The sequence below is a fragment of the Bradyrhizobium frederickii genome, assembly GCF_004570865.1.
Classification (GTDB): Bacteria; Pseudomonadota; Alphaproteobacteria; order Rhizobiales; family Xanthobacteraceae; genus Bradyrhizobium; species Bradyrhizobium frederickii.
The window spans coordinates 223,719-245,538 of the sequence record NZ_SPQS01000007.1; the positions used below are offsets into that span (position 1 = coordinate 223,719).

The 21,820-nt window shown below is 61.1% G+C and carries 17 protein-coding genes; 4 read left to right on the forward strand and 13 right to left on the reverse strand.

Going from position 1 to position 21,820, the window contains the following annotated elements; genetic code table 11:
• Window positions 1-39 precede the first annotated feature (39 nt).
• On the reverse strand, window positions 40-558 hold the full coding sequence (locus E4K64_RS14600; protein ID WP_135164145.1) for a hypothetical protein: 519 nt from the start codon (window positions 556-558) through the stop codon (window positions 40-42).
• 184 nt (window positions 559-742) lie between these two features.
• Between E4K64_RS14600 and E4K64_RS14605 the strand changes: the two genes are divergently transcribed.
• A complete protein-coding gene (locus E4K64_RS14605; protein WP_135164146.1) occupies window positions 743-1,648 on the forward strand; it encodes a helix-turn-helix domain-containing protein in 906 nt (301 codons plus the stop codon).
• 160 nt (window positions 1,649-1,808) lie between these two features.
• Here E4K64_RS14605 and E4K64_RS14610 read toward each other — a convergent pair whose 3' ends face one another.
• The 4 genes from E4K64_RS14610 to E4K64_RS14625 all read right to left on the reverse strand — a co-directional run bounded on the left by E4K64_RS14610 (window position 1,809) and on the right by E4K64_RS14625 (window position 4,351).
• Window positions 1,809-2,150, reverse strand: a complete 342-nt coding sequence (locus E4K64_RS14610; RefSeq protein ID WP_135164147.1) for an aminotransferase class I/II-fold pyridoxal phosphate-dependent enzyme — start codon at window positions 2,148-2,150, stop codon at window positions 1,809-1,811.
• 16 nt (window positions 2,151-2,166) lie between these two features.
• On the reverse strand, window positions 2,167-2,613 hold the full coding sequence (locus tag E4K64_RS14615; RefSeq protein WP_135164148.1) for an ATP-binding protein: 447 nt from the start codon (window positions 2,611-2,613) through the stop codon (window positions 2,167-2,169).
• 417 nt (window positions 2,614-3,030) lie between these two features.
• Window positions 3,031-3,510 (reverse strand): hypothetical protein, encoded by a 480-nt coding sequence (locus tag E4K64_RS14620; protein ID WP_135164149.1) that lies wholly within the window; start codon window positions 3,508-3,510, stop codon window positions 3,031-3,033.
• Window positions 3,511-3,538: 28 nt separating this feature from the next.
• Window positions 3,539-4,351: a sensor histidine kinase family protein gene (locus tag E4K64_RS14625; RefSeq protein WP_235884672.1), complete on the reverse strand. Its 813-nt coding sequence runs from the start codon at window positions 4,349-4,351 to the stop codon at window positions 3,539-3,541.
• Between the two features lie 290 nt (window positions 4,352-4,641).
• Here E4K64_RS14625 and E4K64_RS14630 point away from each other — a divergent pair, with 290 nt between their 5' ends.
• Window positions 4,642-5,280, forward strand: coding sequence for a TetR/AcrR family transcriptional regulator (locus tag E4K64_RS14630; RefSeq protein ID WP_235884673.1), 639 nt, complete (start codon window positions 4,642-4,644; stop codon window positions 5,278-5,280).
• On the opposite strand, the gene E4K64_RS14635 is transcribed toward E4K64_RS14630, so the two are convergent.
• From E4K64_RS14635 to E4K64_RS14645, 3 genes are all read right to left on the reverse strand, one after another.
• A complete protein-coding gene (locus tag E4K64_RS14635; RefSeq protein ID WP_283812325.1) occupies window positions 5,186-5,827 on the reverse strand; it encodes a TetR/AcrR family transcriptional regulator in 642 nt (213 codons plus the stop codon). The genes E4K64_RS14630 and E4K64_RS14635 overlap by 95 nt on opposite strands.
• Window positions 5,828-6,530: 703 nt before the next feature.
• Window positions 6,531-7,007 (reverse strand): helix-turn-helix domain-containing protein, encoded by a 477-nt coding sequence (locus E4K64_RS14640; RefSeq protein WP_135164151.1) that lies wholly within the window; start codon window positions 7,005-7,007, stop codon window positions 6,531-6,533.
• A gap of 203 nt (window positions 7,008-7,210) precedes the next feature.
• The gene (locus E4K64_RS14645; RefSeq protein WP_135164152.1) at window positions 7,211-7,609 is read right to left on the reverse strand and encodes a response regulator transcription factor; all 399 of its coding nucleotides are present in this window, start codon (window positions 7,607-7,609) and stop codon (window positions 7,211-7,213) included.
• Window positions 7,610-7,825: 216 nt separating this feature from the next.
• Here E4K64_RS14645 and E4K64_RS14650 point away from each other — a divergent pair, with 216 nt between their 5' ends.
• Window positions 7,826-8,464: a response regulator transcription factor gene (locus E4K64_RS14650; RefSeq protein WP_135164153.1), complete on the forward strand. Its 639-nt coding sequence runs from the start codon at window positions 7,826-7,828 to the stop codon at window positions 8,462-8,464.
• Window positions 8,465-8,700: 236 nt separating this feature from the next.
• On the forward strand, window positions 8,701-8,871 hold the full coding sequence (locus E4K64_RS40310; protein WP_167772008.1) for a hypothetical protein: 171 nt from the start codon (window positions 8,701-8,703) through the stop codon (window positions 8,869-8,871).
• 1,077 nt (window positions 8,872-9,948) lie between these two features.
• On the opposite strand, the gene E4K64_RS14660 is transcribed toward E4K64_RS40310, so the two are convergent.
• From E4K64_RS14660 to E4K64_RS14680, 5 genes are all read right to left on the reverse strand, one after another.
• The gene (locus E4K64_RS14660; RefSeq protein WP_235884674.1) at window positions 9,949-10,968 is read right to left on the reverse strand and encodes an ABC transporter permease; all 1,020 of its coding nucleotides are present in this window, start codon (window positions 10,966-10,968) and stop codon (window positions 9,949-9,951) included.
• The gene (locus tag E4K64_RS14665; RefSeq protein WP_135164154.1) at window positions 10,965-11,756 is read right to left on the reverse strand and encodes an ATP-binding cassette domain-containing protein; all 792 of its coding nucleotides are present in this window, start codon (window positions 11,754-11,756) and stop codon (window positions 10,965-10,967) included. Before E4K64_RS14665 ends, E4K64_RS14660 begins: the two co-directional genes overlap by 4 nt.
• Before the next feature lie 61 nt (window positions 11,757-11,817).
• Complete coding sequence (locus tag E4K64_RS14670; protein WP_135164155.1) at window positions 11,818-12,831, reverse strand: substrate-binding domain-containing protein; 1,014 nt, start codon at window positions 12,829-12,831, stop codon at window positions 11,818-11,820.
• Between the two features lie 34 nt (window positions 12,832-12,865).
• Window positions 12,866-15,193 carry a PAS domain S-box protein gene (locus E4K64_RS14675; RefSeq protein WP_135164156.1) on the reverse strand — a complete coding sequence of 776 codons (2,328 nt, stop codon included), beginning with the start codon at window positions 15,191-15,193 and terminating at the stop codon, window positions 12,866-12,868.
• A gap of 124 nt (window positions 15,194-15,317) precedes the next feature.
• On the reverse strand, window positions 15,318-21,623 hold the full coding sequence (locus E4K64_RS14680) for an AAA family ATPase (RefSeq protein WP_135164157.1): 6,306 nt from the start codon (window positions 21,621-21,623) through the stop codon (window positions 15,318-15,320).
• Window positions 21,624-21,820: the final 197 nt, after the last annotated feature.

Here is a 21,820-nt window from a genome sequence, read left to right on the forward strand (position 1 = left end):
AAGCTCGATGCGACGTCACAGTGATCGTTGGAGATGTCGCTACCGGTTACCAGCCCCCTCCCCGCTCTTGCTTGGGTGTAGGTCTACGATCGCTTCCTCCAGAATGGTGGCAACCTCCAGCAGCGAGATCACCAGGCGCGGCATCCGCCTGAGCCTCTCGTCGACCGCGACGGCGAACAAATCATTCCGCTTCCGGCTGCCGAGCAATCGCCACCGGCCAAAGGTGATCTTGTGGACGTTACCGGAGACAAATCCGACGGACGCCCACAATTGCTTCCATTCCAGCAAGAGCTCGCCAGCCATGCGATCCATCACGGCGGCGATCGCGATCAGATCCTCGATCGCGCCAGCAAGACCGCGTGCAGAGCTTCCCGGACCGTCTCCGTGGGAACGCTGCTCGCTCGACGCCCTGGGCGAGGGGGCCGCTCGCAATTCGGTGAGTTTTTCCACAAGCGCAGCGAAGCGAGAGCGGGCGGCGCGGACGAGATCTTCCAGTAAAGCAAGATTGGCCTGCGCCGACTCCGACATGACCTGCGGTTTGATCGTCGTGAAATACATCAAATGCTCCGGAGAACCGACGTGAAAATTGAAGTGTTGCCAAAATCTAGGGTCACTCAAGCGGTGGCGCTTGAACATTCTCAGCCACGATTGATCAAAACGAGCCTGCAAGGAAATCGCGCGGGGCATCAAAACCGAACGCAGACCGGGCCGATCGCTTTCGGCCGCTCATGGGGAGCAAATCATGGCCGGTGACGGCCTTTTCGGCGATCGGCTTGCGAAGCTATTTCCAATGATCCAGGAGCCGAGCTCCGGCGTCGTCAAGTCGCTACAGAAAGGAACGTTCGCCGCAGCGCGAATGGCGTATTCCGGACCGGTCGGAGATCCAACGTTGCCGTCACCTCCAGACGAGGCTTTCGCGCTTTGCCTTCGGCTGCGGAATCAGAGAGCCGAGACGTGGCTGGACGGTCGTCACGTGCCAAAGGGCGCCTTGAAGGACGAGACGAGCATCTACGATCTGCGATGTGAAACGATCGTTCACTTCTATGAGCCGTTCGATTTTCTCTATCTGTACCTGCCGCACAACGCCCTAAGCGAGCTGGCAAACGAACTTGGTGTTGGTCGCGTTGAATATGACGTCGTCGGGGGTACGAACTCCCTCGATCCCATCCTGGCTCATTTGGGCGGTTGCCTTCTGCCGATGCTCGAAAGACCACATGAGGCCAATGAGCTGTTCGTGGGCCACGTCGCGATGGCGCTAAATATTCATTTCCTCAGGAAATACGCAGTCAGCCAACCTCGCAATCGCTCTTACCGCAGTGGGTTGGCGCCATGGCAGCTTCGGACGGCAAAGGCATTGATGCGTCAGAATCTCAATGGGGAAATTGCATTGGCACGGATCGCCAGCGAATGTGGCGTGTCAGCCGCCCACTTCGCTCGCGCTTTCAGAGTAAGCACGGGTACGCCGCCCCATCGGTGGTTGATGAGTCAACGTATCGAGCAAAGCAAGGCTCTGCTGATAAACTCAACATCGTCGCTGACGGAAATTGCGATCAAATGCGGCTTCTCCGATCAAAGTCACTTCACCAGAGTATTCTCGGCGGCTGTTGGCACCACACCGGGTCGCTGGCGACTGATCCGGAAGGACTAGCTAGGGTCCATACTCATCAACTCAGCATATAACTTCATTGAGCGCACGCGATCTCTTATGGTGTGTCAGGCGATCGAGCAACGCGGTCGTCTTCTTCATTGGCATCGTTGGGCAAGCGGCGCGGGCTACGCCCGTTGATGGGTCGAGTGTTCGGCGAGCCTCAGCTCGGTCTCACGAGTGTTTCACACGTTTTGCGGATGCGGTCACAAGCGGCACGCAAAACATCTGTGTCAACTGCGTAGGCAATGCGCACGTATGGCGACATACCGAATGCGGCCCCGTGAACGACGCCGACACCCGCTTCGTTGAGAAGATAGGTGGCGACATCGAGGTCGTTCTCGATAAGCTTACCCGCCGGCGTCCGACAACCAAGTAAGCCAGCGACGTTGACGAAGACGTAAAAGGCGTATTCCGGTTCGGAGCAGCGAAAACCTGGCGTCGCATTGAGTGCCGAAATGCCGATGTCGGAAAAGCGACGCCTTCCTTTGCAGCGGCTCGGCAAGGCTCCATGTCCGAAGCTAACCGCCGGCGGGGGATGTGTTCGCCTGCAGTTCGCGCTCGGTGAGCGGAATGCTCAGCACCAATGACGTCCGTTCATCGTCAAACCAGTGGCTGATCCGGCCGCAGAGATCTTTTGCAAGGCGATGGGCGATCTCGAGGCCCCGAATGGGCCTCGCCGGTTCGGCACCGTTGTCCGAGACCGTGCAGTGAAGGAAATCCGCCTCGTGCATCAGCTCGATCTCTATATTGGCTTGTTCATCGAACCGGGCGTAGCGAGCCGCATTCGACACGAGCTCGCTGACAATGAGCTCCAATCGCGAACAACGATCGGACTGCATCAGAAGGCAGCCGCTGGCAAGGAACACGCGCACCTTGACTCTGCCCAATCCCGAGAGTTCGACTGGGACACCGAGTTTGCGCAGGCGTTTGGCCGCATCGATCAGGTCGTGGCTGTTTGGCGTCATTTCGTACCAAGCCTCGCGTCAGGCACGCATCGCGCGTGTTTCTTGATCGCTACTGCGGCAGAAATCGTCCTTCGGCAGCAGTCACTGCATCATCTGCCGCGGTGACCCAAGAATACACTCGTCCCCGGTATGCGCTGCTAAACCTTGGCTTAGGCGCATTCAGCTCAAGCAAATGCCACGGGTGCAGCGATGGTGGTAGCGGCGTGTTGCCAATGCCATGACGTGTGCTTTCACACCGTTCCGAAAGTGCGCGACGGGCGGCACGCAGGCGAGCGCTTCGCTGCGCTCGCCACATGATCGCTTGCCCATGGGTCGAATGAGCGCGGCCAGCGGTCGAGCGCTCGGAAGTTTGCTGAAGCAGCAGGACGATCGATCCGTCTCGCCGCAAGTGCTCGGGACGCCCCGATCATGCAACGGCTAATCGCAGACCAGGACTCGCCTGTGGCGCCCGTAGACGTAATAGCAGTCGTCGGAATAGCCGTAGCGAGAGCGGCCATAGCCATGTCCCGCATAGGCTCCGGCGGCGTAAGCTCCGGCAACGTACGCTGCCCGATAGCCGTGATACGATCTGCCACCCCAACGGCCATAGCCGCCCGACGACACGCGCCCGGTTACCAGTGCGCGCCGGCTGGCTCCAACGGCCGCGAAATTGCCGCGCGGGCCAGCGGCCGCGCCGAGGCGGGGACCCGGCCCAGGGGCGCCGGCACGCATGCCACCGCCCGCCCCGATCGGAGGAGGTCCACCAAGCCCGGGAGCGCCTCCGGCTGGAACGGGAGGCGGGCCCATAGCCGCCATGGGCGGAGGCGGCGGAAATTGCGCGAGCGATGCAGTCGGCGCCAGCGCGATCGACACCAGCACCGCACCGAATGAGAGCATGACGAGTGTGTTGCGAGACATGGTGTACTCCTTTGCGTTCCGGTTGAATCTAGTGGGGCGACACCGGCGGGTCCTTGGCCGGCTGCGCTTGGGTGGGATCTGGAGTGGGCCTGCTTGCGGCAGCACAATCGACGTGAGCCGAGGCCGTCGTTCCCCCGCGAGAGACCACGACGGAAGGGCTCCTTCTGGACCGCCGTGGAGACCTCATGCGACGCACCGCCATTTTCCAGTTCGCCTGTTGCTCCCGCTCCGTCATCCGAAACGACAGCACGACCGATGTGAACTCCGTTCCGATACCGATTTCGACCCGGCCCAAGAGCCCCATGGCCAGATCGTTGCTGATGCGCAGCTCGCGCCCGGCCGCAACGCGTGTCGAACTCGACCCGTTGTCCAAAACGACGCAATTCACCAGTGCCCCGATACGGGACAGTTTGACCTTGATCTCCCCAGCGCGTCCGTCGAAGCATGCATTCCTTGCCGCGCTTCCAATGAGATCGTGCACGATCAGTCCTGCCCGCCAGCAGCGTTCCGCTTCCAGAGGGATCGACTCGGTGGCGAATCCCAGGCGAATGTTCATCTGATCCAGCATGGATCGGCGAAGCGCAGCGCCCATCTTGCGGATGTAAACTGCAGCATCGATGAGGGTTTGGCTCTCAGGCACGATCAAGGCGCGATGGACGTCGGCTTGCCCATGCAGCAGCTCGACGACGTCGCTCAAGGCGGCTTTCGTCTCCGCCGCTTCGGCGCGCACGGCCGCGGCCGAGACGATATTGATGGCGGCGGTAAGCCCGTTCCCAACTCGCTGCTGCAGCTCACGCAAGAGGATGCCTCCAGCTGTCAGATCTGGACTGAACGCAGTCACGGCACACCTCCTCAAGGCAGCTCGAACAGGGGGAGCGAAAGGCCGCTCTCGGCGGCACGCACCGAGCGCCTGCGATAAACGGCGGGTGAGAGGTGATCGAGTACACCATTGTCTTGTTCGACAGAACAATTATACTATACCGTATAGTTTCTTTATCTTGCGGCTTTCCGAAGGGGAATCAACACTTGAAACGACGCGCGCACAAACATGTGATCGGAACATCGAACATGGTCAGTCGGAGGAGCCCCAAACGTGGGAGACCGCTCAAGGATGATGCCGGAGGCGTCCAGGTGCGGATTCTCGATGCGGCTCAACAGCTTTTTCTGGCCAAGGGCTACCGGAGCTCGAGCATCGACGAGATTTCCGAGCTCGCGCCTGCGAGCAAGCCGACCATCTATGCCCACTTCCCTGGAAAGCAGGCGCTATTTGCCGCAGTGATGTCCCGCACCATCGACGGATTGACGGATTTCCATGGCTTCATGCTGGAGGGCCGCACGGTCGAGGACAAGCTCACGAGCCTTGGGACCGCAATTGTCGACAGTGTCATCGACGAATCGCTGGGCGTGGTGCGGGCGACGATCGCCGAGGCGCAGCGCTTTCCTGAATTGAGCCGCAATTTTCATGACGCCGCGCGCGAACGTTCCGTGCGCGCTGTTTCTCGGCTCCTGAGTGAAGCCGACCGAGAGAGGGCGCGCGACCCCGAGGCGCCCATCCACACGAGACGGCGTCAGGATACCGCCCAGATTTTCCTAGACCTGATCCTCCTTCCCATACTCCTTCGATCGCTCCATGGTGAGCGGCCGGCAGAGTTGAGATCGGAGTTGGCGAGCTTCATTAAAGATCGGGTCGGCTTTTTCCTTTCGGCCTGCGAGCCTGACCGGCCACACCGGCACAAGCGGGCGCGCGCAAATCGACCGTCCCCGAGCTGAGTCCCGGCTCGCCGGCCAGCGCAACCGCGCAAAAGCTCATCATTTCTTCGAAGGTTGGCCGAACGGACATCGCCTTGATCCGCAATGGGCTAAGGTAGGTATCCATCGCTTCCAACAAGCAGCATGTCAGCGTCATCGGGCTACCCGAACGGAGCTCACCGCTCACCTGCCCTGCTTCTATCAGCGGACGTACGACGCCACGTACACGGTCCGCGTGAGACAGGGCGACCTGCCAATTCTCGCGCGCCGCGAGGGCCACGAGCTCGTGCAGCCCACCGGCGTTCGCGGCGCGATCTGCGTGCATCTGCGAGATGAGCGCCAGCAAGACATTCAGGCGCTGCAGTGCCGAACCGCTGCGTTGCGCCGCCAGTGTGGCCGTCGCGGCGACCTCATCGAGGAGCGTCCCAACGACCATTTCTTCGATTGCCCGTCTCGAAGCGAAGAAGCGATAGACGTTTGCCGGAGACATCGAGGCCTCGCGCGCTATGTCGGCGACAGTGGTCTTCCGGTAGCCGACCTGACGGTACAGCCGCATAGCTGACTCCACGATCCGGCCGCAGGCCTCCAACTCTCTCGCCTCCTGCTTGGACGATTCGAGCGTCGTCCCAAGGCTGCGCGTCTGACAATTAATCCCCTTTGGCCCACATCTCGGAATCACTCGTTCTTCTCTTCCAGCCTGGTGCACACGTTTCCGAACGCTTCTTCGGAAGGATCGCAGACGATCCGGCTCCAGCGTCGGCAGAGCCGGGCAATCGCATCCTTCGAGAACAGCACGGTGATCCTGTTCTGCGTCGCCGCGCAAATCCACTGGGCCGTGGGGAGCAGCCTCTAAACAATGGTTTACCGGGCCCCTTGCCTGCCCGTCGCTACGCCGACGCGAGCTCAAAAAAAGAGCCGACAGCGATACGCTGTCGGCTCAAGTGACCCGTCGGAACTGTCGCCATCATCGGCGCACGCTCCGGAGCGTCTCGGGAGGAGAGGCGCTTTGCGGGTCTAGCGTCGAGACCAGCGTCGTTCGGCGGAACGAGGCTGGAACGTTCGACAAAACAACTCTAACGTGGACGCCCCTTCGGCTCTTGTACGGAGTTGTCGCAACCGTTGCGTCGTATTTTTCCCACGCAAGGTCCGGCCAGAACATCCTGGAAATAGCCGCAGCGTCATGCGCGAAACCTCCGCGATGGTCACAGGTGGCGCCAGAACAACACGAGTGTGGCGGCTGAAGCCGGCGGTCGTTCTCGCCTCGAGCCGCATCACGAGGTGAGGCAACGATAGTCGCGCGGAGACATTCCCACTCGCTGACGAAATCGTCTCGCGCAGTGACTTTGGTCCACAAATCCGGCAGCCAGGGCAATCTCCGACAAGCCCATGTCGCTACCGGACAGCAGCCGCATCGCGAGCTCCACGCGTTGCCGCATCAAGTATTCGTGCGGGGTGGTGCCCATGGTCCGCTTGAACGCTCTCACAAAGTAGCACACCGACAAGTTGGCAATTCCCGCCAGCGTCTTGATGCTGATGCGCTGTTCGATGTGACCATCGACAAATTCACAGATTCTCCGCACCGTCCGCGGCGGGAGTCCACCGCACGCGCGCACCTTGGGCGCGCGCGAGCTACCATCCTCGGCCGCGCCGCCATTCGGCAAGACGAGTGCAGGCGGAGCGATGTGCCCATCGCAAGCGCGCCAATGAAGGGGTAGACTATCGCTGATCTGCTCGTCCAACATCGTCATTGTGACGCGCCCGCTGATGTGTGGTGATCACTCGCTCGACGCAACACCGGCCCCAACCACGGGGCGGGATGCCTTCATCCAGGCCTCATTCGGTTGATGGCGAAATCGTATTCTCGGCGGCGACGCAAGCAAGTAAGCCAAGGCCGCAACGCTTCGCCCATTGGATTATCGAGGCACGGCTCGTGTGCGCGAGGCCAACGCGCTCATGGATGCTGGTCGGGCGGTTCGGCGCGCTGCACGGCAGAGCCGAGACATCGCTCAAGATGTTCGTCATCCACGGGTTTGCAGAGATAGCAGTGGACACCATCCTTCAAGGCCCGATCCCGCACGACCTCATCCGGATATGCTGTGACCAGGATCGTCGGGATCCTGTATCCGGCATCCTTGAGGTGCCTGTGGAGTTCAGGCCCGGTCATGCCAGGCATGTTGACGTCGGCGACGAGGCACGCCGTCCTGTCGACGAAGGGCGACGCCAAGAAGCTTGCCGCCGATGGGAAGTCCACGACCGTATAGCCGAGCAACGTTATCAGTTTTTGCATGGACTCGCGAAAAGGATCATTGTCCTCGACGACCGCAATGACCTTATCGTCCCTGTTCGGCATAGCGATTCCAGGCCGTTGGCTCGCCAGCGCACTGCGCGCAAGCATGCACCCTCCACTCTCCGCCTTGAGTTGCGACAAAGCAATGCCGCCCGCTCTAAGCTATGGCTTATGGCAGCTTGGCAGCCCCCGCCAGGCCGAGGGGCTGTTCTTGCGGAAGGATTGTGGGTAAGATTGCGTGCGGGGACAACGCGGTACCCCTCCAACTCAGGTGCAGAGATGCTGGACGCGACTCCCCGTGTCTTGATCATCGATGACGATGCGGAATTTCGCGATTCGGTCGGAAGGCTCCTGCGGACCGTGGGACTCGACACCCGCCAGTTCTCTTGCGTCTCCGACTTCATGAGCTCCGGCGAAATCACGGATGGCCCTACTTGTCTTCTCGTGGACGTGAGGATGCCGGGGCGGAGCGGCCTCGACCTCCAGCGTGAGCTTGCCGCCGCGCACAAGGATCTTCCCATCATCTTCATCACCGCGCACGGCGATATTCCGATGACCGTGCGCGCGATGAAGGGGGGCGCCATCGAATTCCTGACCAAGCCGTTTCGTGATCAGGATCTCCTCGACGCGATCGAAATGGGCCTCGCGCGGGATCGGTCCCGGCGGGAAAATGAAAAGGCGCTTGAAGCACTCAGGCAGCGTTTTGAAACGCTCAGCCCGCGCGAGCGTGAGATCATGATCCAGGCCACCGCCGGCCGCCTCAACAAGCAGATCGCCAACGACGTCGGCATCGCTGAATCCACGGTGAAGGTGCATCGGACCAATCTAATGCGGAAGATGAAGGCGCGCTCGCTCCCCGAGCTTAGCCGAATGGCCGATACCTTGGGACTCGTCCCGGAGAAGGTGCAGCGCTCCTGAGCGACTCCAACGGCCGATGCCACCGAAGATCGAATCTTCAGTTCGGAGCTGGACGGCTTCGAGCGCCCGCCTTCTGACCGATCGTCGATCTTACACCGGTCGCCTTCTGTCTTGCTAAGCTCCAGCTTAGCCCACCAAGCAATCAGACAGTTCTGCTCCACTTCGGGGCAATGGACTGTCGATGCTCTCCCTGCGATGGTCGTTGCGAACCCCAATCTCATAGGCGGGCTTAGGCTATGGTGGTCTGGCTGGCGACTTGGTGCGACGTCTGTGCCTCGCTGATGCTCGCTTGCATCGGCGCGATCGTGGCGATCGCGCTGATAGGCTTCAGCCTGTTCCTCATCATTGCGGCCTTCCTGATAGCGCGCTGCGAATCCTACAAGAAGGCCACTACCCGTCTCGGATGATGAACTGCAAGGAGCAGCCGTGATACTCAAATCCAGATTTGCCTACCTCATCGCGTTATGTGCGCTCTCCTTCACGACTGCATTCGCGCAAGACAATCGTGGCACGGCTGAACAGCAGGCTGCGTGTGCGCCGGACGCATTCCGTCTCTGCAGCAGCTACATCCCGGATCCGACTGATGTCGCGACCTGCCTGAGGCAGCGGCGCTCAGAGCTAAGCGTGCCGTGCAGGTCGGTTTTTGATCAGGCTGACCGTATGGCCGGTCCCGCAAAATCGAGACGATCCAGCCGAGAATACTGAGCGGCTCCGGGGCGGGACACGGATCCGCGAACGACGGCACTCTCTGCAATCGCGAAGACGAGCTCCGACTCGGTTCAACGTCCCTAAGAACGGCATCTCCGGCCAAGGGGAGCACCTACGCCAGCCAAGCGTCGAAGCATCCAACGATTCGGGAGGTCGATTTGAGAGTCAAGCTCTGTGCTCGTTGTCCCTACTCACCGCGAGACCTGACGGATCATTATGACGCAAGCTCGGTGCGCCACCTTTGCCTGAAGTGCGACGGCAAGGGAGCGCCAGTTGAACCAACCCAGCTGAAGGTCAATGGAGCGACCGCATGCGCAGCAGCGAAGGACGGCTTGAGTGTCAAGCCGCAGCCAAGACGTGTGCCGGCAGTGGCGGACCATTTGACATGATGCGACACCTCTTCTGCCGGGCGGCCAAGACGGTCTCTTGCCGTGCGTTGGGGAGCGCGGCAGCCGCCTGAAAGGCAGCCCAGCGTCGCAGCAGATCGCAATGGAAAGCTCATCATATCGGCTGCCGTCGCGCACTGGAGCCTGATGACACAGATGTGGACGTTATCACAATCACTGACCGGGCGTTTCTGTCGGCCCACGAGTTGATGACCTTGAAAGGAGGTGACAGCTAGCAAGCCGATCGAAACCGCGTGGCGGTCGCGCTCACCGCAGCCTATAAGTACCGTAACGGTCCCCGGGAGCTACAGGGCTGCAAGAGCTGCGGCCGCCACCGAGGCCAGCGTTGCAAACGTTACATGGCAAGGCGATCCGATCCTGGTGCCACCTTCATCGGTAGCGCGCCTGATTCCACCGATGGCCGATCAGGGACAGTATGATGATGACGCCATCGAAGAACTGGACATAGAAGCCGGAGAGCCCTGCACCAATCACTCCGGTCTGGATGAAAGACACGGTCAGAGCACCGATCGCACCGCCGACGACCGTTCCAACTCCGCCCCAGGTAGGCGTGCCGCCCACGAAAACCGAGGCGAGCACCGGCAGGAAATAGCCTTCTCCCGCGGTCGGCCACCAGGTGAAGTTGATCAGGGTCGAAACAATGCCCGCGAGCGCCGCCCCTAGTCCCACGAAAATGAAGGTCTTGACCCTGACCCAATTGACGTCGATTCCCATTTGGCGAGCGCTGTCCGGATTGTCTCCGACGATCTTTACCTGAACCCCGAAGCGGTGCCGATTGAACAGCAGCGCGGCGAAGATCACGAAGGCAAGCGCCCAGAGCGACTGCGCCGGCACGCCCAGCACCGGGCTGGCAAACACGGTCCTCAGCGAACTTTCGCGCAGCGACGTCAACGCGATCGGCATCCCTTCGTTGGCGATCTGGATCACACCGCGGAGCACGAAGTTCATGCCGAGGGTCGCCACCAGCGAGGACAGGTTGAAGTAAACGACGACCGACCCGACGACGAGTCCGAGGAACATGCCGGTGAAAATGGCAGCCAAGGCGCCGAGGTAAGGCGAAAAGCCGGCGTGGACGACGACCGCAAAGATCCAGGCGGCAAAGCCCATGGTCGCCGGAAAGGAAAGATCGATCTCGCCGACAGTGACGACGAATACCAGCGGCACGACGAGGAAAAGCGCGACGGGAAGTGTCGTCAGGACCGAACGGTAGATGTTCCATTCGGAGAACACGCGCGGGTTCGCAGCCAAGAAAACAGCCATCATGACACCGAAGACCGCAAGTGCTCCGAGCGGCGCGCGGTTGGCTTCGACGAAACCACGTATCGCGCGGCCGATCGCGGCCCCTGTCTGCCTCGTCGCACTTGCTTCCGGACGTACGAGTTCGCTCACTGGCTTTGCTCGGCGTGGGCGAACGATGGAACCAACCCTCTTGGCGGGCGCGCCAATTCCTCCATCAGGGTTATGAGCGCTTCTGCAGACGGCAGGTCGGCGCGTGAGGCCTCCAACGCCACTTGGCCGCGATCAAGGACGATGAACCGGTCGGCGACATCATAGACATGGTGGATGTTGTGACCGATGAACAGGACCGAGCGACCACTTGCCTTCACCTGGCGCACGAAGCGGAACACCTTGTCCGTCTCGATGAGCGAGAGCGCCGCCGTCGGTTCGTCAAGAATGATCAATTCGGCTTCGTTGTAGATGGCGCGGGCAATTGCAACGCCCTGCCGCTCTCCACCAGAGAGCTGTCCTACGATCGAGCGGGGCGAAAGCAGCTTGGAGGTGAAGCCGATTTCCTGCATCAAACGCTCGGCTTCCCGCATCTCTCTCCCGAGCTTCAACCAACCGAAGCGGCCTGCAAGTTCGCGACCCATGAATATGTTGCGGACGACAGACTGCTGCATCGCGAGTGCGCGATCCTGAAACACGGTTTCAATACCGGCGTTGCGCGACCGTGCTGCGTTCCAGCCGGTGACCGGCCCTCCGCGAACCAAGATTTCTCCTGACGTCGGTTGCACGACTCCAGCAAGGATCTTGATCAGGGTCGATTTCCCGGCCCCGTTATCACCGATCAGCCCCACGACCTCACCGGTCTCGATGCCGAGACTGATGCCGCTCAGGGCGCAGATCCGTCCGAAGAGCTTGCTGATGTTGCACAGTTCGACAATTCGTTCCGCCATGCCTTTTCCCGCCGGACATGAAGCTCAGCCGCCCGCAAGAGACGGGCGCTGTTCACATGATCTATCGCACACCTTCGGTGGCGAGCTTGGCAATGTCCTTGTAATTGTCGGGTGTTACGAAGCCGGCGCCGGTATCCAAGCTGATCGGCGTGAAACGATAGACGATCTGCTGACACAGCCCGAGGATGGGCAGATAGCCCTGCATGAAGGGCTGCTGATCCGCGGCAAGCTGAACCCAGCCCCCCTTGAACCCTTCCACCACCTGCGGACTCGTATCCACGCCGAAATTGAAGATCTCGCCCGGCTTCTTGCCGGCCGCCAGCATGAACGCGGGTACGTTCCCGAGCATTTGGCCGCCACCGTAGCCAACCGCCTTGACCTCGGGATACCTCGCAAGAGCGGCGGTGATTACCGGCAAAGCCAGGTTCGGATCCGCCGCCCATCCCGGCTGCGAGTTGATCTTGATGACCTTGACGCCCGCCTCCTCCATTGCCGCCACCGTTCCGCGCTCCCGCGCGCCGCGGTTCTCGTTTTCGAATGGACCTTGCATGAAGGCCACGTCACCGGGCTTCAGGCCGGCGCGCTTGACCACTTCGACCCCGAGCGCGCGGCCAAGTTGCGCGACCTGGGGCCCGACATAACCGCCACCGAACTTTGCCATCACCTTGGGCACGGGTACGTTCTGATACATCATCTTGATTCCACCGGCGGCGGCCTCATCGGCGAGCGGCATCAGAGCGGCGTCGCCAGGGTGCCCCATCATGGCAATGCCGTCGGGCTTGACCGCGATCGCCTCACGAAGCTGCTGGGTCATCCTTTCAACGTCCCAGCCGGAGAATATGTAGTCCACCGTCGGCCCCAGGTCGCGTTCGGCCTGCCTGGCTCCGTTGTACACGATGGTACCGAAAGAATCGCCCTCCGCTCCGCCGACGAAAAACCGGAGGTGCACGCCCTTGCACCACTTGTCACGTGGTTCGGCCTGCGCAGACAAGCTCGACGCGAGCAACGCAACCGCACTCGCAGCAAGCAACAGCGCCGTGAATGCCGCAGTTCGACCATTCTGTCCGGCTTTCATCCTGCATCTCCCTTAGACCAAACTTTGCATTCTGTTACTTAAAGGCCATTTGATCGGCGTCCTCAAACACACGACGTTCGCCTGTGGCACGAGGTGTCGAACTCACGTCCTCCGGCATTTCTTCGGTTGCCGGAAGCGTGAACAGGAACACCGCGCCGCGAGGTTGGCCGGCCTCCGTCCACAGACGACCGCCATGAGCATCGATGATGGACCGGCAGATCGACAATCCCATACCGATCCCGCCCCTCCTCGTCGTGTAGAAGGGCTCGAAAATCTTCGCAGCATGCTCGGGTTCGATTCCCGGCCCTGAATCGCCTACCCGGACCAGCGTACCGCCGGTCTCGCTGAACTCCGTGTTGATGGTCAGCTCCCGGCCCCCCTGGTTCACCGAGGTCATTGCTTCCACCGCGTTCAGAATGAGGTTCAGGGTGACCTGCTGCAACTGAACGCGATCCCCACGAACGAAGGCCTTGTGCTCCGTAAAGCGGGTGCGCACCGAAATCGAGCTTTTCTCAATCGTGTTTCGCACCAATGCAATCACCTCGTCAACGGCCTGGTTGACGTCGAATATCTCACGTCGCGGCGGCGCCCTTCTGATGTGGTCGCGTACGCGTCCAATGATGTCCTTGGCACGATCCGCATCCCTCACAACGCACGCTAGCGCTTCCCTGATCTGGTCCGTCTTTTGCGGGTTCGACTCCAGAATGCGCATTCCCGCACGGGCGTTGTTGCGCGCGGTCGCGATCGGATGCAGGATCTCGTGAGCCAGCGAGGCCGTCAGTTCTCCCATGATGGTGAGCCGATGCATGTGCGCCAGATCCGATTCCAGCTGGCGCAACCTTTCAGCCTGCTCTTGCGCGAGCCTTCGTTCAGTCACATCGACATGTGTCGCGATCACCTCGACGATCGCTCCTTCCGCAGAGAACAGGGGATGCGAGTTGGTTTCGATGTGCTTGATCGTCCCATCAAGGCCAACGATCCTGAACTCCAACGGCTGACTTCTCCTCTCGCGGAGGTCTCGCCGGATCTGTTCACGCACCCGCTCGCGATCATCGGGATGGACACGTTGCAGAACCGTTCTGCCATCCGGCAATCCCTGCAAGGGATCAAGCTCCCAGAGCCGGTAACACTCTTCCGACCAGTAAAGATTGCCGTTCGCATCGAACACGGAGGTCCCGGTATGGCTCAGCCGTTGCGCTTCGGCGAGATAAGCAGCGCTGCGCGTCAGCGCTTGTTCCGCCTTCTTACGCTCGGTGATGTCTCGCACCACGCACAGGAATCGACGTCCCTCTTGTTCGAAATGGCCGACGCGAACCTCCACCGGGAAGGAGCTGCCGTCCTTGCGCCTATGAACCGTCTCGAAAGTGACGCGCTCCTGGATGAGTATGGTCTGCTTCAGCTTTTTGATCGCGGCCTCGTCAAGTCCAACATCGAAGTCACGTCGATGCTTGCCGATCAGCTCTGTTCTGTCGTAGCCCAAGGTCTCGCAGGCACGCTGATTGACGTCGACAACGATGGAATGATCGTTGAGGAGGAAGAATGCATCCGTCGCATGATCGACGAAGGTGCGAAAGCGCGTTTCGCTGGCGCGGAGCTCGACCTCCGCTTGTCTCAGCTCGGTGATGTCATGAAGAACCCCGAACTGCCGTAGCGGCCGTCCGCGTCCGTCCCAGACGACATCACCCTGACTGCGAACTATTCGCTGCGTCCCGTCCGGACGTACAACCCTGTACTCCACATCATAGCGAGGTCCGCCGGGACGCAACGCCGCGGCGGCAGCAGCGGCGGTTTTCTCCCGATCATCCGGGTGGATGAGGTCCAGCCAGCGACGATGCCAATCCGGCAGTTGGACCGGTTGCACGCCAAATATCCTGGAAACCTCATCGGAAAGAGACACACGATGGCTGGTGAAATTCCGCTCCCACCAGCCGAAATGGGCGATCCGCTCGGCCCTGTCCCATTTGGATTGATTCTCGTGGACCTTGTCTCCTGCTCGTTTGAGCTTGGTGGTCAGCGCGGTGACGACCAACGACGTGGTCAGGAAGGTCGCGATCCTCAGCAAATCCTCGGAGAACTCGATTCGCCACTGCCCAATAGGAGGCGCAAAGAAGTAGTCCAGACAGCCAGCGGCCACAATCGACAGAAGCACCGAGACCGCAAAGCTGCCCAATAGTGAAACCAGCGCGAGGACAATCACGTAGAAGAAGCCTGTTCTCCCGAGCCCAAAGCCCAGTTGACCAGCGATGTACGTGCTCAGCGCCAGCCCGGCGAGCCCAAGCAGGAGCTGGGCGCCTACGACCTGCAGTCGGCGAGCCCGGTTTTGCCCGGTTTCACCGTGCAGCAGGTTCCGAATGGCGCTCACGAGAGGTCTCCTCTCAGCATGGCATTGTCACGTCGACCCGGCTCATCAGATCGATGGAGACCATAATGAGTTCGGGCCGCGCGTTGGCCTGGCTCATCGATCACGTTGAGCGGGCGACAACGCGTCATGGATTCTCCAGCCCGGATGGCAGGTTGAACCGGAATACCGCACCTCGGTCCCGGCCTGGCTCCACCCACAAGTGGCCTCCATGAGCCGCGATGATGGATTGGCAAATCGACAGCCCCATCCCCATTCCGCTCGCCTTTGTGGTGTGGAATGGCTTGAAGACCAGGTCGAGATGCGCCGGATCGATTCCCGGACCGGAATCGCTCACCGTCACCAACACGCCGTTTGCATCCCCAGATTCAGTGCTGACCGACAGCTCACGCCGTCCATCCTCGACCGAGCTCATGGCCTCCACGGCGTTGAGGACCAGGTTCAGCACCACCTGCTGCAACTGAACACGATCGCCTCGAACCGAGATCAGACCCTTCTTCAAGCGAGTGTAGACCGCCACCTTTCCTCTGTTGATCGCGTGGCGCACCATCACGATTACCTCGTCTATGGCCTCGTTAATGTCGAAGAGGTCACTCCTGGGCGGCGTCTTCTTGATGTGATCTCGGATGCGACCGACGATGTCCTTGGCTCGATCCGCATCCCTGACGATGCAGGCAAGCGCTTCCGTCACTTCGCCCAGATTCGGCGGGCTCATCTCCAGGAAGCGCATTCCCGCACGGGCGTTGTTGCGCGCCGTGGCTATCGGATGAAGGATCTCGTGGGCGAGCGAGGCCGTCAACTCTCCCATCACCCCCAGTCGATTGAGATGCGCGAGATCCGCTTCCAGTTCGCGCAGCCGTTCTCGCTCGCCTTCCGCCCGCTTGCGCTCCGTCACATCGATCGTGGTGCCAACGACCTCGAGAAACTCTCCGGCGGCGGAGTATGAGGGACGGCCTATAGAGCGAAGATGCTTGGTGCCTCCATCCGGGAGAACGATTCTGTACTCGATGGAATAATCCCGCTTCCGTCGCAACGCGTCCTGGAGTTCCCGCTCGACCCTGCTGCGATCATCTGAATGGATCCGTTCCCACCAGATCTCGCGGCTTGGAATGCCCTTGCTCGGATCGAAACCCCAGATTCGGAACAGTCCGTCCGACCAATAGAGCGACTGCTTTTCATTGAAAGCGAACGCGCCACTGGTGCTCAGCCTCTGCGCTTCGGCGAGATAGGATTCACTGCGGCGGAGCGCCTCTTCCGCCCGCTTCTGCTCGGTGATATGACGCCCCACGCCCCGATAGCCGGTAAAGCGACCCGTTTCGTCGAATATCGGCAGTCCAGAGACGGAGACGTAACGCTTGCTACCGTCAGGTGCAGGTCGCGCGAGTTCGAAGTCGCGGAACGGCAAGTGGCTGTCAAGCGTCTCACGGTGCTTGCGCCAGGCGTCCTCATCCGGTTCAAGGTATGGGACCTCCCAGCGCGTCTTGCCGATCTCGGAGCCCGGAGCGGGCGCATCGGCCAAGCCATCGGCAAACTCCTGCCGCACAAAGCGATGCTGCGCGTCGCTCTCCCAGTAGACGTCGAACGAGAACTGGACCAAGGTCCGAAACCGTTCCTCGCTCACACGCAACTCGCGCTCCTTCGCCTTGCGCTCGGTCAGGTCCAGCACGAAAGCGACGCCTTCGGTTCTTGTTTCATCGAAACAAGCGCCGCCCATCAGCACCGGCACGCGAGACCCGTCCTTGCGAAGATATTCATTCTCGAATGGCTGCGAGACACCTAATTCGCGCAGTTCAGCCAAGGTCCGCAGATCTCTCTCCAGCCACTGATCTGCGGTCAGGCAGGTCCGTGGCATACGGCCCGCGACGAAATCGTCCCGATCGTATCCAAGCATCCGGAGGAATGCATCGTTGACCTCCACGAGACAGCTTTGGTCGTCCTGCGCATCGGCTGGTGCAATACGCCAGGTGAAGATGCCGATGATATTCGCATCAACGAGACGCCGGATCTTCGCCTCTCGCTGCTCGAGATCGCGATATAGAAGCGCATTCTCCACTGTGATGGCCGCCTGAGAGGCCAACAGCTTCAGAACAGCGGTGTGTCGCGGTGAAAAGACCTTTGGAGCCAGATTGTTCTCGAGATACAGCACGCCCGTGATGTTGGTTCTGTTAAGCAGCGGAACGCACAACACAGATCGTATCCGGGCTTGCCTGATGTACGGGTCCGAGGAGAACAACGTCTGGCTCTGCGCATCGTCCAGAACGACAATCTCCGAAGTCCGCAGAACATGATGGAGGACGGACAACGGGAGCATGGACGCACTTACCGGCTGGTCGCACCGTTCGACGATGATCGAATCGCCGACGGTCCTGGCGGATGCGTTGATCCGGGGCCCATCCCTTTGCGTAAAGATGAGCAGGCCCTGCCTGGCGCCGGCTTGCTCGACGGACGTTCGCAACAGCAAATCGACCAGCCGTTCCAGGTTCATTTCCCCAGAAACGGCCTGCGATACCTTCATGATGGTCGCCAGATCGAGCTGCTCGACTCGCGCGCCGATGGTGCTCGTCGGCTGCACCGCCCTTTCTTCATGGCTCAGCTGATCGTGCAACTCGTCAAGCTGCCGAACCTTACCGTCGGCGCCCCAACGGAGGTAACAAGAGCGGGATTTGCGCAAGTACATCTGTGCAATGTCTGAAAAACTGCGCTCCGCGAAGAAGCGAGCGGCCAGCTCGCTCGCCAGTGCCTCATCGTGGAGAAGGCCGTTGGCGCGCGCCAATTCTATGGTGCGCGCGAACTGAGCTTCGGCATCGAGCACGCGGCCGTCGAGCCGGGCGATTTCGGCGCCGAGCAGCGCGGCGCGCGCGGCAAAGTTCTCCGGACAATGGTCAGCCCATGCCCTCAGATGGCGCGCGTGAGTCCGCAGGCTGTTTCGGTATCGCCTGCGCTCGGCGGGAGAGGCCGCGGGGTATAGCCCCGCTGTCGCCAGCGCAGCGTAGAAGTGATAATCGGCCCGCTCGAAGATCGCCGGTGTCAGCCACAGGAGGCGCTCCGCTTCCGCGGCGGCAGCAAGCGCTGATGTATGGTCGCCAGCGAGGAAGCGCGCCTGCAACTTGCGAACCCAGTATGTCCAAGCGGCGATTCCGCGATCGGAGGCCACCTCCAGCTCTCGTTCGAACTGCTGCTCATCGAAGCCCTGTTCGTCGAAGCGGCCGAACGCCTGCGTCAGTCCACGCAGCGCTCGGACCAATCGGAGCTGGATACTGATGAGCGCGTCAACGAGACCAAAGCCTGCGCGGCGGGCGAACTCCCGACCGGCCTCCGCCTCGCGGTGCACCTCGGACAGGGGAGCGCCGCCGGCGAGAAGCTGCGTGAGAAGATTGTTGCAACTGAACACCGCATAGGTGAGATCGCCGGTTTGTTGCGCCGCGTTGAAGACGTGCCTGGCAATCGGGCCGCCATCGGGAAAGTGACGCGGCGACGGCTTGGCCAGATTGCTGAAGGCCAGGTAGACCCGCGCCTTCAAGCGTTCCATTCCGGGCTGCGCCGCCAGATCGAGCCCCAGCTGACCGAAACGGAAACCTTGTTCGTAGTCGCCGAAATACAGGCTCAGCACATTGCCTACGGTGGTATAGACATAGCTCGCTCCATCGCTATTGCCGTGCTCGAGGCTGAGGTTTCCCATTCGACCGATGATCAGGCAGCGTAGCCTTTCGTCCGTGAACAGTGCGGGGGTTACGAGCGAAGTGAGAACATCAATTGCCGCACGGACCGATGGATCAACCATCCGCGGCAAATCCAGCAACTCTTCAACTGCCCTGTCTCCGAGCTGGCGCCGTAGCTGCGCATATTCTTCGTCAAGCTGCCTGGACGTCGGACGGGCGGGCAAGTCGATGCCAAGGCGCCGCAGACAATCAAGGCCGACTTCGATGGCGCGATCGCTTCGGCCAAGCGTCATGAACAGATCGACTTGCAGGCGAGTTACGCTCGCGATCTCAGGAGGAGTGACGGCTCGATACGCCAGCTCTGACAGGCGCGATTCCGCGTCGGCGAGCGCACCCGTAAGAAACTCGCATTCCGCCCGCTGGATCTGAAGAGCGAAGACGAGATCGCGACGCTGCTCCCAGCCGTTGTCCGCCAGCACTACCGCGCCGGCGCTGAAATAGGTGAGAGCCGAGGAGTACGCCGTCGACTGCTTGGCGCGCGTCCCTGCAAGCAGATTGAGCTCAGCAAGCAACTTGCGCTCTTCGCTCGCGGTGATGAGCGCGCTGCCGCGGTTGAGTTGCCCGACGATTTCGAACACGTTCTCCTCGACCGTGCTCTGCGGCTCCTGTGCCGCGAGTCGCCGGCCGATCGCGAGGTGCATCGCCGTCCGCTGGCTCTCGGGGATCAATGCATACGCAGCTTCCCGTACGCGATCATGCAGGAATCGATAGGCGCCCTGTTGCCGCGATAGCAAGCGCGCGCGTACCGCCGGCCAAAGACTCGCGTGCACGACCTCTTCGGTCTTGTTCTGCACAACAGCGACGGTCGAAGCCGTCGCGGCGTTGCCGAGACAGGCCAGTTGCTGAAGGACGTCACGAGTCGCATCGGGCAGCCGGCGCAGCTTGTCGAGAATGAAATCGACGACGTTTTCAGTATAGTCCTTGGCGCGTATCCGCTTCAGATCCCACGTCCAGGACGCCGAGTCAGGCGCGAAAGTGAGCAGTCCTTCGTCTGCCAGCGCGGTCCCGAACTGAATGCCGAAGAACGGATTTCCGGCGGTCTTCTCGTGGACCAGGCGTGCCAGGGAACGTGTGCGGCGCGAGCGCAGCGACTCGGCCAGCATCAAGTTCACATCATCAAGCGCAAGCGGCTTCAAGGTGATCTCCTGCACCGTGCCGCCGGCATCCCGGACCGCCGCAAGCCGCCGCATCAAAGGATGCGTGGCGGTGACCTCGTCGTCCCGATACGCGCCGACAAGCAACAGGTGATTGAGATCCGATTGGATCAGCAGATCCTCGATCACCTCGAGCGTGCCCGCATCGAGCCATTGCAGGTCATCCAGAAATAACGCCAGCGGATGCTCCGGTTGGGCGAATACGGCAAGCAGCCGACGCAACACCGACTGAAACCGGCGCTGCGCGTTTCTCGGCGACAGCTCCGGGGCTGGTGGCTGCGGACCGATGAGGAGCTCGAGCTCGGGGACGAGCCCGACCATGAGCGCCCCGTTGGGGCCGAGAGCAGCGCTCAGATTTGCGCGCCAGGGCGCCAACTCGGCTTCGCTCTTTCCCAACAACGGTCTGATCAATCCCTCGAGGGCCTGTGCCACGCTGGCGAAAGGGACGTCGCGCTTGAGTTGATCGAACTTGCCGGAGGCGAATAGACCGCGATGCGGTACCAGCGCGCGGTGCAGCTCCGAAACCACCGCGGATTTGCCGATGCCTGCCTGGCCCGCAACGAGGACCAGCTCCGGCCCGTGGCCATTGACGATACGGTCAAACGAGGCGAGCAATGTCTGGACGGCGTGCTCGCGTCCGTAGAGCCTCTCTGGGATCAACAACCGGTCAGGTGCATCCCTTTCACCCAGAGGAAACGGCTCGATGCGGTTTCGCTCCTCCCATTGATCCAGGCACTTCCTGAGATCCTGCTCGAGACCTGCCGCGGTCTGATATCGTTCCTCAGCGATCTTGGCGAGGAGCTTCACCACGATATCAGAGATTGGAGCGGGAACGCTTTCGAGCCTCGTGGCAGGGGCGACCGGTTCTCGTGCGATGTGACAGTGCACCCATTCCATCGGCTCGGTGGCGCTGAACGGCAAGACGCCGGTCAGCATGCGATAGAACGTCACCCCGAGCGCGTATAGATCGGTCCGTGAATCAATCGACCGGTTCATGCGCCCGGTCTGTTCGGGCGCCATATAGGCGAGCGTGCCGGCAATGATCTCAGGCGGCTCCGGCGTCCTGCGCTCGCGCGACAATCTCGATGCCAGTCCAAATCCCGACAGCCGTGCGGGCCTTGTTAAGCAATTGACGAAGATGTTCGATGGCTTGATGTCCTTGTGCACCAAGCCGCGCGAATGAACGTGGGACAGGGCGGCGGCGGCATCAATCGCAAAGTGCAGGAAGGTGCCGATCTCCATCGGCTCGTCCATCAGCCGCTCAAGCGGCTCGCCACCGGGATCTTCGAGGAGCAGCAGAACCCAACCATCCCTCCGCACGAGGTCGAGCGGCCGGACCGCCCAGGCGGCATCGAGTTCATCCCTCAGGGCGTATTCGTGACTGAAACGAGCGAGGACGGCAGCCGGGGGCTGCTCGACAGCAGGAAGAACGATCAGGACCGATGCAAGTTCGCCATGTCCATCAAGACGACGCCCTCGATAGACCGCCTTCTCGGAATCCTCCCAAAGGAGCTGGAGATCCGCTATGTCGCCAACATCGTGCGGAAAACGGAGGTTCAAGCGCTGGACTCCCTCGCGCCAAGAGTCGATTATGCCGCTCAGCAAAAAGCGGCGCAACCTAAGCCAAAGTACTGGCGGCGCGGCGGGCGGAGCGCTGGTGCTTCGGGCGCACCCTACTGAATTACCTTTCTCGCGAACAAAGCTGTCGATCGGATCCCGCCAGGAACTGCCCCCTGCCGACTTGGGCAAAACCTGCT